Annotated in this window: 10 protein-coding genes and 1 pseudogene; all 11 read right to left on the bottom strand. The window is 49.0% G+C overall.

All coding sequences use genetic code 11. From position 1 onward, the window contains the following. Positions 1-49: 49 nt before the first annotated feature. Positions 50-223, bottom strand: a complete 174-nt coding sequence (rpsU, locus tag ON064_RS14080; RefSeq protein ID WP_006828698.1) for a 30S ribosomal protein S21 — start codon at positions 221-223, stop codon at positions 50-52. A 95-nt stretch (positions 224-318) separates the two neighbouring features. Continuing rightward, complete coding sequence (gene deoC / locus ON064_RS14085; RefSeq protein WP_274625255.1) at positions 319-987, bottom strand: deoxyribose-phosphate aldolase; 669 nt, start codon at positions 985-987, stop codon at positions 319-321. 34 nt (positions 988-1,021) lie between these two features. Further along, positions 1,022-2,356 (bottom strand): tRNA (N(6)-L-threonylcarbamoyladenosine(37)-C(2))-methylthiotransferase MtaB, encoded by a 1,335-nt coding sequence (mtaB, locus tag ON064_RS14090; RefSeq protein WP_274625256.1) that lies wholly within the window; start codon positions 2,354-2,356, stop codon positions 1,022-1,024. A gap of 15 nt (positions 2,357-2,371) precedes the next feature. After that, entirely contained in the window at positions 2,372-3,109 is a 738-nt protein-coding gene (locus ON064_RS14095) for a 16S rRNA (uracil(1498)-N(3))-methyltransferase (protein ID WP_274625257.1), read from the bottom strand. A 12-nt stretch (positions 3,110-3,121) separates the two neighbouring features. Continuing rightward, positions 3,122-4,063, bottom strand: coding sequence for a 50S ribosomal protein L11 methyltransferase (gene prmA, locus ON064_RS14100; RefSeq protein ID WP_121300030.1), 942 nt, complete (start codon positions 4,061-4,063; stop codon positions 3,122-3,124). A 94-nt stretch (positions 4,064-4,157) separates the two neighbouring features. Next, complete coding sequence (gene dnaJ / locus ON064_RS14105) at positions 4,158-5,264, bottom strand: molecular chaperone DnaJ (RefSeq protein ID WP_274625258.1); 1,107 nt, start codon at positions 5,262-5,264, stop codon at positions 4,158-4,160. Positions 5,265-5,380: 116 nt separating this feature from the next. After that, entirely contained in the window at positions 5,381-7,210 is a 1,830-nt protein-coding gene (gene dnaK, locus ON064_RS14110; RefSeq protein WP_274625259.1) for a molecular chaperone DnaK, read from the bottom strand. A 53-nt stretch (positions 7,211-7,263) separates the two neighbouring features. Then, positions 7,264-7,869 carry a nucleotide exchange factor GrpE gene (gene grpE, locus ON064_RS14115; RefSeq protein WP_274625260.1) on the bottom strand — a complete coding sequence of 202 codons (606 nt, stop codon included), beginning with the start codon at positions 7,867-7,869 and terminating at the stop codon, positions 7,264-7,266. A gap of 19 nt (positions 7,870-7,888) precedes the next feature. Next, positions 7,889-8,906: pseudogene (gene hrcA / locus ON064_RS14120) on the bottom strand (heat-inducible transcriptional repressor HrcA). A gap of 91 nt (positions 8,907-8,997) precedes the next feature. Next, positions 8,998-10,137 (bottom strand): radical SAM family heme chaperone HemW, encoded by a 1,140-nt coding sequence (gene hemW, locus ON064_RS14125; protein WP_274625261.1) that lies wholly within the window; start codon positions 10,135-10,137, stop codon positions 8,998-9,000. A gap of 59 nt (positions 10,138-10,196) precedes the next feature. Continuing rightward, positions 10,197-11,456 (bottom strand): translation elongation factor 4 (gene lepA, locus ON064_RS14130; RefSeq protein WP_274625262.1); only part of this gene is annotated, 1,260 nt, incomplete at its 5' end.

Here is an 11,456-nt window from a genome sequence, read left to right on the forward strand (position 1 = left end):
TCTTAGCTGTTCGTTGCTATTTTTAAAAGTCATTTAAGATCAAAGTCAATTAAAATTTACGTTTACGCGCAGCTTCTGATTTCAATTTACGTTTCACGCTCGGCTTATCATAATACTCGCGCTTTCTTACCTCTTGCATTGTTCCGGACTTCGAAACAGTGCGTTTGAAGCGGCGAAGAGCATCTTCAATTGATTCGTTTTTACGAACTGTAGTTTTTGACATCTCTTTTTCCCTCCCTCCGAACACACGTTGAAGCAAATAACAACAAGTGTTATATACTAGAAAATTATAACGCATGAATTAGCCTTCGTCAATACTTAATAATCGTTGTCTGAAGTGAGGCCTTGCATGATCTGGACTCCTGAACTTGCGCCGATGCGAGTCGCTCCGGCTTCAACCATTTTCTCCACATCTTCAAGGCTGCGGACGCCGCCAGAAGCTTTGACGCCAAGCTCCGGGCCGACCGTTTCGCGCATTAGACGCACCGCTTCGACAGTTGCACCGCCGGTAGAGAAACCAGTCGATGTTTTGACGAAATCGGCTCCCGCTTCTTTCGACAAGCGGCTAGCCAATTTGATTTCTTCATCCGTCAACAAGCAGATTTCAAGGATGACTTTTACGATTGCTTTTCCTTTTGCTGCGTTCACGACCGCTTCGACATCCGCTTTCACGACATCTTCCTGGCCGCTCTTCAATGCGCCGATGTTCAAGACCATATCGATTTCGCCTGCGCCTTTTTCGATGGCATCTGTTGTTTCGAAAGCTTTCGTTTCAGAAGTCGAGGCGCCGAGCGGGAAGCCGATGACTGTGCAAACTTTCACTTCGCTCTGGTCGAGTTGTTTTGCAGCAAGCGCGACCCATGCCGGGTTGACGCAAACAGAAGCGAATTTGTATTCTGCCGCTTCTTTGCAAAGCTGTTCGATTTGCGGGGCTGTAGCTTCCGCTTTCAATAATGTATGGTCGATTAAAGATGCAATATTCGTCATGATTCAGTTCTCCATTCTACTAGTAGGTTTTCTTTCAGACAGGCAAATTGTCCATCACGCGGACAAATTGCCCTTCGTTCATCGGATATCCCGCCTTGGTGATTTTCACCTTGACGATTTTTCCGATCAGCGATTCATCGCCAGAAATGGCGACTTTCAAGTAATTATCCGTGTAGCCGACAAGCATGCCGCCTGTCGGATGGTCTGTCGACTCTTCTTCGGGGATGATCTCCAGGAGCTTGCCTTCATAACGGCTGGCGTACTCCTTTGCCAGCTGATCGTTCAATTCGATCAGGCGGTGGACGCGTTCATTTTTGACCGCTTCATCGATCTGGCCATCCATACGCGCGGCTGGCGTGCCGGTGCGCATCGAATACGGGAATACATGAAGCTCCGAGAACCTGTGGTCGCGTATGAAATTGAAGGTGTCCATGAATTCTTCTTCCGTTTCTCCCGGGAACCCGACGATGACGTCAGAAGTAATCGCCAGATCCGGCAAGGCATCGCGCAAACGCTCCAGGCGATTTGCGAAGAACGCCATCGTATACTTCCTGCGCATCCGTTTCAGGACCGTGTCGGAACCGGATTGGATCGGGATATGGAGATGGCGCACGACGATATTGGATTGTTTCAAGACCGCGATCACTTCGTCTGTCAGCTGACTCGCCTCAATTGATGAGATGCGCAGACGTTTCAAGCCTTTCACTTCTTGTTCCAAATCGCGTAATAGCTGCGCCAAATTATAATCTTTCAAATCTTCCCCATAGCCGCCCGTATGGATGCCGGTCAAAACGATTTCCTGATAACCGGCATCGACCAATTGCTGTGCTTGGCGGATGACTTCCTGCGGATCTCGTGAGCGCATCAATCCACGCGCCCACGGAATGATGCAAAACGTGCAGAAATTATTGCAGCCTTCCTGGATTTTCAACGACGCGCGTGTACGGTCCGTGAAGGCAGGGACATCCAATTCTTCATAGATGCGGTTCTTCATGATATTGCCCACGGCATTGATCGGTTTGCGCTCTGCGCGGTATTGTTCAATGTATTCCAGGAGCTTTGTCCGGTCTTGCGTACCGACAACGATATCGACGCCGGGAATTGCCATGATTTCAGCAGGCGATGTCTGTGCATAACAGCCTGTGACGCAAATGACCGCATCGGGATTGGAGCGGACGGCACGGCGTATCACTTGCCGGCTCTTTTTATCGCCTGTATTGGTGACGGTGCAGGTATTGATGACGTAAACATCGGAAAGACGTTCAAACTCAGTACGCTCATAGCCCTGTTCTTTGAATAACTGCCAAATCGCTTCCGTTTCATAATGGTTCACTTTGCAACCAAGAGTATGAAATGCGACAGTTGACATCGGTGGCCACCTCTTTCATTCAAATTCATAGGATATTGCAGACAATGCATAAAGCGGAGCCGTCTCCGTGCGCAAAATACGCGGGCCAAGCGCGGTGAACAATGCGCCAGCTTCCTTGAGTGCGGCCGCTTCTGTTTCCGAAATGCCGCCTTCCGGCCCGAAAACAAGCAAGATTGAGTCTTTATCATACAATGATTCCAGAATTTCGGCAAACCGCCTTCCGCCACTCTTTTTCGCTTCTTCTTCATAAGCGACGATGACTACATCGTAATTTTTCACGGCATTTGCCAACTCTTTAAAGCTGTGTACCGCCTGGATGTCAGGGATGTGGCTGCGATGCGACTGCTCAGCCGCTTCCTTGGCGATTTTCTTTAATCGTTCGATTTTCTTTACGCTTTTTGCGCCGTCCCATTTGACGATCGAGCGCTCAGCCGAGTAGGGCAATAAAGCATTCATGCCGAGCTCTGTCGCTTTTTGGGTGATTAGTTCGAGCTTATCACCTTTCGGGAGGCCACAAGCAATCGTTACTTTTTTCGGCAATTCGCTTCGGTCCTCGAGCTCACGGATGAGCTTGACTTGAACATCTAAGTCAATATCGGTGATTTTCGCCAAGTAAACTTTACCGGCAACAACAGCGATCAATTCTTCGCCAACTGATTGACGCATCACTTTGGTGATGTGCTTGGCGTCGTCTCCTGTAATCGTCAAATAACCATTGGCGGATTCTTTATCTTCCAAAAAATATCGTTGCATGGTCACACCCCATTATAGCGGTTTTTTCGAAATGATCGTTACCCAGTCTTCCATCATCATGATATCTTCAATGACAAAGCCTGACGCTTCAAGCGCCTGCTTCACGTCGTTTTTCTTCTGGGCGATGATTCCGGACGTGATGTAGATACCGCCCGGCTTGACGGCCTGGTAAGCATCGTCTGTAAACGACATGATGATTTCGGCGAGTATATTCGCCACGACTACGTCCGCTGGGTCGTCGATCGCTTCGAGCAAATTGCCATGGAATACATTGACGCGGTTTTGTACTTTGTTCAATTTAACATTCAATCCTGCCGCTTTGACCGCAATTTCATCGAGGTCCAGCGCTCTGACTGAAGCTGCTTCTAGCAAGGCTGCACCGATTGCGAGTACGCCCGATCCGGTTCCCACATCGATAACCGTATTGCCTTTGCCAACATGTTTTTCAAGTGCTTGCAAGCTCATGACAGTTGTTGGATGCGTACCGGTTCCGAATGCCATGCCCGGGTCGAGTTCAATGATCAGTTCATCGCTTGAAACCGGATGATAGGTTTCCCATGTCGGCACGATGGTGAATCTTTTGGAAATTTTCACCGGATGGTAATACTTCTTCCAGGACGTCGCCCAGTCTTCTTCATTTACTTCACTGATCGTGACAACATTGCGCCCGACATTAATATTGAATTCTGCAAGATTGTTGATGGCCAGCTTGATGCCTTCGACGGCTTCGCCGAGAAAGCTATTGACCGGCAGATACGCTTTTAGAATGACGCCTTCTGTTGGGAAATCTTCTGGATCGAGTGAATAGATTTCGCCGAATACATCTTCACGGTCTTTCGTCAGATCTTCGGAATCCTCGATGACGACGCCGCTCGCCCCGGCTTCATGCAGAATGTTGGAAATTGATTCAATTGCTTCGTTCGTCGTATGAATCGACAGCTCAGACCATTTCACTTACGACCAGCTCCTTTATTGAACAATTATGTAACAGACAGAAAACTCCCTATTGCACGGGAGTTTTCCATTTGTCCAAGGCTATGAATGCCTATTATGAATCACCTTTGATGGTTCTTTTGATCTTGTCGAACAATGAACTGCTTTGCTCTTCTGGGATATCCCCAGAAATTTCGGCAAACTCACGCAGCAATTGCTTTTGTTTTTCGCTCAACTTGGTCGGGACTTTCACTTTGATGGTGATGTGTTGATCGCCGACACCGTAGCCGTGAACGTTTTGTACGCCTTTCCCGCGCAGGCGGAAACGGGCGCCGTTTTGCGTTCCGGCTGGAATCTTCAGTTTCACTTTTCCAGAAACAGTCGGGACTTCGATCTCGTCACCGAGTGCGGCTTGCGGATAAGTAATTGGCAATTCCAGGTGGATATCATCCCCGTCGCGTTCAAATTGCGCATGGGGTTTGACACGGAACAGCACATAAAGATCTCCGGCTGGCCCGCCATTGAAGCCTGGGCCGCCTTGTCCTGATACGCGCAATTGCTGACCGTCATCGACGCCGGCTGGAACTGTCACTTTGATTTTCTTCATTTTTCTCACTTTACCTGCACCGCGGCAAGTTGTGCATTTTTCTTCGATAATCTGGCCGGTGCCTTCACAGTGGTGGCAAGCACGGCGGTTGACCATGCGGCCGAACGGCGTATCTTGCGCGACATTCAACTGGCCCGTTCCTTCGCAATATGGGCAAGTCTTCTTGCTCGTTCCGGGCTTCGCCCCTGAACCGTCGCATGTTTCGCATGTTTCATCTTTCGGGATTTCAATTTCTGTCTCCTCGCCGAATACCGCATCCAGAAAATCGATGGTCATGGAATATTGAAGATCATCGCCTTTTCTTGGTGCATTGCCGCCGCCGAAGAAGGTGCTGAAAATATCATCAAAGCCGAATCCTTCCGCACCGCCAAATCCACCGCCGCCGAAGCCTTGGTTTGGATCCTGATGACCGAATTGGTCGTATTGGGCGCGTTTTTGCTCATCGCTCAACACTTCATAGGCTTCTTTGACTTCCTGGAACTTCTCGGAAGCATCCGCTTCCTTATTGATGTCCGGGTGATATTGTTTGGAAAGCTTCCGGTACGCTTTCTTGATTTCCTCTTTTGAAGCATCCTTAGAAACGCCAAGGACTTCATAATAGTCTCGCTTATTCATAGGTCACTCTCCCTCTTGCAGTCAACTGTAATTGTACACGGTTTAAATTGCGCTTGCAAAGACATTGAAAAAGCCAAAGCAGTTGCTTTGCTTTGACTTTTTCGGCCTTGCATATCTTACTTGTCTTTATCGTCGTTTACTTCTTCAAAGTCAGCATCAACAACGCCGTCGTCATTTCCTTGCTGAGCTTCGCCTTCAGCGCCCTGTTGCTCTTGGGCAGCTTGCTCGTAAGCTTTCATGGCAAAGCCTTGAAGAAGCTCTTGCAATTTATCTTTCTTCGTACGGATATCTTCGATGTCCGTGCCTTCAAGCGCTGTCTTCAATTCATCGCGCGCTTCTTCAGCTTGTTTCTTTTCGTCTTCAGAAACTGCTTCGCCAAGGTCTTCGATTGTTTTATCTGTCGTGAAGACTGCTTGGTCCGCTTCGTTGCGAAGTTCTACTTCTTCTTTGCGCTTCGCATCTGCTTCTGCATTTTCTTCCGCTTCTTTTACCATGCGGTCGATCTCATCGTCTGTAAGCGTTGTGCTTGATTGGATCGTAATGGTCTGTTCTTTTTGCGTACCGAGGTCTTTCGCTTTTACGCTGACGATGCCGTTTTTGTCGATATCGAAGCTGACTTCGATTTGTGGCACGCCGCGTGGTGCAGGCGGGATATCAGCCAATTGGAAGCGGCCGAGTGTTTTGTTGTCCGCTGCCATCGGGCGTTCACCTTGCATGACATGGATGTCAACGGCTGGCTGGTTGTCCGCTGCCGTAGAGAATGTTTGCGATTTAGATGTTGGGATTGTCGTGTTGCGTTCGATCAATTTCGTGAACACGCCGCCCATTGTTTCGATACCAAGAGACAATGGAGTTACGTCTAGCAATACCACGTCTTGAACGTCTCCAGTCAATACGCCGCCTTGTACAGCTGCGCCCATTGCAACAACTTCATCCGGGTTAACGCCTTTATGCGGGTCTTTTCCTGTTTCTTTCTTAACAGCTTCTTGGACAGCTGGGATACGAGTAGATCCACCAACTAGAATCACGCGATCAAGTTCTGAAGCGGAAACGCCTGCGTCTTTCAATGCTTGGCGAGTCGGTCCCATCGTGCGTTCAACTAGAGCTGAAGTCAACTCGTCGAATTTCGCGCGTGAAAGATTCATCTCCATGTGAAGCGGTCCTGCTTCACCAGCTGTGATAAATGGCAAGGAGATTTGAGTCGTTGTCACGCCAGACAAATCTTTTTTCGCTTTTTCAGCAGCATCTTTCAAGCGCTGTGTCGCCATTTTGTCTTTTGACAAGTCGATGCCATTTTCTTTTTTAAATTCCTGCACTAGGTAATCGATGATCAGTTTATCGAAATCATCGCCGCCCAAACGATTGTCGCCGGCAGTCGATTTTACTTCGAAAACGCCATCGCCAAGTTCAAGGATCGATACGTCGAATGTACCGCCACCAAGGTCATAGACCAAGACTGTTTCGTCTTTTTCCATTTTATCGAGGCCGTAAGCAAGCGCTGCTGCTGTCGGCTCGTTGATGATGCGTTCCACTTCAAGGCCTGCAATGCGGCCAGCGTCTTTAGTCGCTTGGCGTTCTGCATCGTTGAAGTATGCCGGTACCGTGATGACGGCTTTCGTGACTTTTTCTCCGAGGTAGTCTTCAGCATAGCCTTTGATGTATTGAAGAATCATCGCAGAAACTTCCTGCGCTGTGTATTCTTTGCCTTCAGCTGTCACTTTTTCCTCTGTACCCATCAAACGTTTGACGGATTGAATCGTGTTCGGGTTCGTGATGGATTGGCGTTTCGCTACTTCACCGACTTGGCGTTCGCCGTTTTTGAACGATACGACCGATGGTGTTGTGCGGTTGCCTTCCGGGTTTGGGATGATTTTTGGTTCGCCGCCTTCTAGTACTGCGACTGCTGAGTTTGTTGTACCTAAGTCAATTCCGATAATTTTGCTCATTTAAAATTCCTCCATTAACATTAGATTCTTGAATTTCAGTTATTGAATTTCAGTTATTCGTTCACTTTTACCATTGCCGGGCGGAGCACTCTGCCATTCAGGGTATACCCCTTTTGAAGCTCCTGTAACACCGTTCCTGGTTCGCTGTCTGCATCGCTTTCCTGCATGACTGCCTGATGGAAATGAGGGTCGAACGGTTCGCCGACCGCTTTGATTTCTTCCAAGCCTTCCGCCGCTACAGCGTCAGCCAAGGATTTCTTGACCATTTCAAGACCTTTCAAAAGAGAGGCAGATTCTTCGCTTTTCGCTTCAACAGCAAGCGCGCGGTCAAAATTATCCATGACCGGCAAAAGATCTGTCAACAATGATTGGGAACGGAATTGCTTTGCCAATTCCTGGTCTTTTTTGGTGCGGCGCTTGAAATTGTCATAATCTGCCAAAAGGCGCAAGTATTTGTTCTGCTCTTCTTCAAGCTGTGCTTGGAGTTCAGCTTTCTCATCTACTGGCTCTTCTGCTTGTGGCTGATTGGATGATTCGACAGTTCCAGGCTCTGTTCCTTCAGCGGTTTCTGCTGTTTCGTCCACAGCATCTTGCGCTTCTTGTTGTGCAGTATCCTGCTCTAGGTCTTGTTGTTTGAACGTTTCTTTTTCATTCGACAAAATATGTGCCTCCTTTGGTTCACTTTCCTTGAAACAGCCGTGTCAGCTCTTTCGATAAATCGCCGCTTACATAATCAAGCAGCGAGACGATCCGGCGGTAATCCATTCTTTTCGGCCCGACAATAGCGATGGAGCCCATTTGCTCATCCCCGATATCATAAGATACCGTAATGACCGAGCAATCTTCCATGGCCGCCAATGCATTTTCCGAACCGATGCGGATCTGTAGCCCTTGAGCGCCGATCGGCAGGATTTCAGGAATGTGCTTCCCTTCTTCCATCACATCCATCAACTCACGGATTTTCTGAATATCATGGAAATCCGGCTGCTTCAAAATATTCAGCTTGCCGCCATAATACACATTATCCGCTCGAGGAAGCAGCAATGCTTGCTTGAACGTTCGGAACAATTCTCCGTAGCGCTCGATATGCTGGCGCAAGAGAGCGAGCGTTTGTGTGCAAATCGTGCAGCGAGACGCCGATGAGCCGCTCGTTCAAGATATTGACCATCTTTTCGATGTCGGATGGATCCAGATCCGGTGGGATGGAGAATACCCGATTTTCCACATGGCCCGAGTCGGTAACGATGATCGCCACCGCCATTCCCGGGGACAAGGGCACAATCGATAATTTCTTGACGACGTGTTTGCGGATATCCGGCCCCAGCAGAATCGACGTATAATTCGTCAATTCGGACAGGATGCCAGCCGAACGTTTGATGATTTCCTCGGTTTCGGTTACTTTTTCCTCAAAAACCGAACGAAGCTGGACAATGTCCTGTTGCGGTACTGGATTCGGCGTCAGCAAATGGTCCACATAATAGCGGTAGCCTTTTTGAGACGGAATCCGGCCCGAGGATGTGTGAGTCTTTTCGAGGTAGCCCTGGCCTTCGAGCTCAGCCAATTCATTGCGAATGGTTGCCGAACTTGAAGTGATGCCCGGCTTTTTAGCTAGTTGGTTCGATCCTACCGGCTGCGCTGATTGGATATAATCATCGACTGTCACTTTCAAAATGAGCAGCTGCCGTTCTGTTAACATGATCATCACCTCAGTTAGCACTCTATGAGTTCGAGTGCTAAGACTACACTAAAATTACCAAATCTTTTTTTGCTTGTCAACGGATGCGCTTCTAGGAAAGCAAAAATTGCTCGAAAACTTCATTGCCGACGAATCGGCCTTTATGCGTCAATTTAACACGGCCCTGTTCGATTGCCAGATTACCTTTTGCCGTTTCGCTGCGGAGAATCTCGCCGTACACTTTTTCCAGCGGGGCGCCGAACTTTTCTTCAAAATGAGCGATGTCGACACCTGCCGTCTTGCGCAGGCCGAGGAACATCTCTTCTTCCATCTGCGCCTTGACGCTCACTTGCGTCGCGTCAAGCACCGGCCGCTCACCCGACTCCAGCGGTTCCATGTATTTTTTCAAAGGCCCGTGATTGGAATAGCGGACGCCTTTCACATAACCGTGGGCACCCGCGCCGACACCGATGTATTCTTCATTATCCCAGTACAGGAGATTGTGGCGGGATTCATGGCCAGGCTTTGCGAAATTGGAAATTTCATATTGATGCAAGCCATGCTTTTCCATTTCATCCATGAGGCGTTCGTACATATCGCCTTCCAAGTCTTCGGTCACCGTATTGAGCTTACCCTTAACCATCAAGTTGTAGAACACCGTTTTCGGTTCGATAATCAATGAATATGCCGAAAAATGCGGCATGCCGAATGCGAATGCGCGCTCAAGCGTTTCGTCCCATTGCGCCATCGTCTGTCCGGGCAGCCCATACATCAGGTCAAAGCTGATATTCGAAAAACCGACTTCGCGTGCAGTTTCAACGGCACGCAGCACATCGTCATTGGCGTGCGTGCGCCCCAACCGCTTCAACAGATCCTGGTCGAAGGTCTGGACGCCCATGCTCAGCCGGTTGACGCCGCCTTTATAGAGCACTTCCATCTTTTCGCGCGTCAATTCATCCGGGTTCGCCTCAGAGCTCCATTCGACGCCTTCAGCCATCGGAACATACTGGTGTATCAATTCAAGCAAGCGCTCCAGCTGCTCAGGCGTCAAGGCCGTTGGTGTCCCGCCGCCGAGAAAAACCGTCTCAAGCGGATGGTCCAGTGCGCCTTCTTGCTTCCACAGCGCCAATTCCTTGCCGATCGATTCGATATAGGCGTCCACCGGCTGGTCTTTGAAGAACACTTTATTGAAATCACAGTAAAAACAAATCTGGTGGCAGAATGGGATATGGATATACATGCCTTTTACCATAAAAAAATCCTTCTTTCTAATAGGAAAAGGAGGCAGAAAAACCGCCTCCTTTTTTTCGTTTATTTGGATTGGTCATCCATTTTGAGAACAGCCATAAATGCTTCTTGCGGGACTTCCACGGAGCCTACTTGCTTCATCCGCTTTTTCCCTTCTTTCTGCTTGTCCAACAATTTGCGCTTCCGGGAAATATCGCCGCCGTAGCATTTCGCAAGGACGTTTTTCCGGATGGCGCTGATCGTTTGACGGGCCACGATCTTCTGGCCGATAGCGGCTTGGATCGGAACTTCAAACTGCTGGCGGGGAATCAATGTCTTCAATTTATCGACAATGATTTTCCCGCGCTCGTAAGCAAAATCCCTATGGACGATAAAGCTCAACGCATCGACTTTCTCAGCGTTCAGGAGAATGTCCATTTTCACCAATTTGGAATCTTTGTAGCCGATCAATTCATAATCGAACGAGGCATAGCCTTTCGTGCCCGATTTCAATTGGTCGAAGAAATCATAGACGATTTCCGCAAGCGGCAATTCGTAAATGATGCTGACGCGTGAGTTGTCGAGGTAATCCATCGTCATGAAATTGCCGCGCTTCTGCTGGCAGATTTCCATGACGGCGCCGACGAAATCGTTCGGGACCATGACTGTCGCTTTGACATATGGCTCTTCGACATATTCAATCTTTTGCGGGTCCGGCATCATCGCCGGGTTATCGATGTTAAGCACTTCCCCGTCCGTCATATGGACGTGGTAGATAACACTTGGCGCTGTCGTGATCAATTCGATATTGAATTCACGTTCGATGCGTTCCTGGATGATCTCCATATGCAAGAGGCCAAGGAATCCGCAGCGATAGCCGAAACCAAGCGCTTGAGAGGATTCAGGTTCGAATTGCAATGCGGCATCGTTCAGCTCCAATTTTTCCAGTGCATCGCGCAAATCATTGTATTTCGATGTATCGATCGGGTACATCCCGCAATAAACCATCGGGTTCAAACGGCGGTAGCCTGGCAATGCTTCTTGTGCCGGGTTTTCCGCAAGCGTGATCGTATCCCCGACGCGTGAATCCGCGACATTTTTAATGGAAGCGGTCAGGAAGCCAACATCGCCGACGGTCAATTCGTCGCGCAATGTCACTTTCGGCGTGAAGACGCCAGCTTCAACGACATCGAATTCTTTGCCGCTCGCCATCATCTTGATCTTGTCACCTGGCTTGACGGTGCCTTCCATGATCCGGATATAAGCAACAACGCCGCGGTACGGATCGTATAAGGAATCGAAGATCATCGCTTTGAGCGGTGCTGATGGGTCGCCTGTCGGCGG

The organism is Planococcus sp. A6, from assembly GCF_028823615.1.
Lineage (GTDB): Bacteria > Bacillota > Bacilli > Bacillales_A > Planococcaceae > Planococcus.

What these genes read in the sequence shown, in the direction of transcription:
- dnaK (WP_274625259.1), bottom strand. Translation starts at nt 7,210, where the DNA reads ATGAGCAAAATTATCGGAATTGACTTAGGTACAACAAACTCAGCAGTC.
- ON064_RS14095 (WP_274625257.1), bottom strand. Translation starts at nt 3,109, where the DNA reads ATGCAACGATATTTTTTGGAAGATAAAGAATCCGCCAATGGTTATTTG.
- rpsU (WP_006828698.1), bottom strand. Translation starts at nt 223, where the DNA reads ATGTCAAAAACTACAGTTCGTAAAAACGAATCAATTGAAGATGCTCTT.
- mtaB (WP_274625256.1), bottom strand. Translation starts at nt 2,356, where the DNA reads ATGTCAACTGTCGCATTTCATACTCTTGGTTGCAAAGTGAACCATTAT.
- deoC (WP_274625255.1), bottom strand. Translation starts at nt 987, where the DNA reads ATGACGAATATTGCATCTTTAATCGACCATACATTATTGAAAGCGGAA.
- dnaJ (WP_274625258.1), bottom strand. Translation starts at nt 5,264, where the DNA reads ATGAATAAGCGAGACTATTATGAAGTCCTTGGCGTTTCTAAGGATGCT.
- hemW (WP_274625261.1), bottom strand. Translation starts at nt 10,137, where the DNA reads ATGGTAAAAGGCATGTATATCCATATCCCATTCTGCCACCAGATTTGT.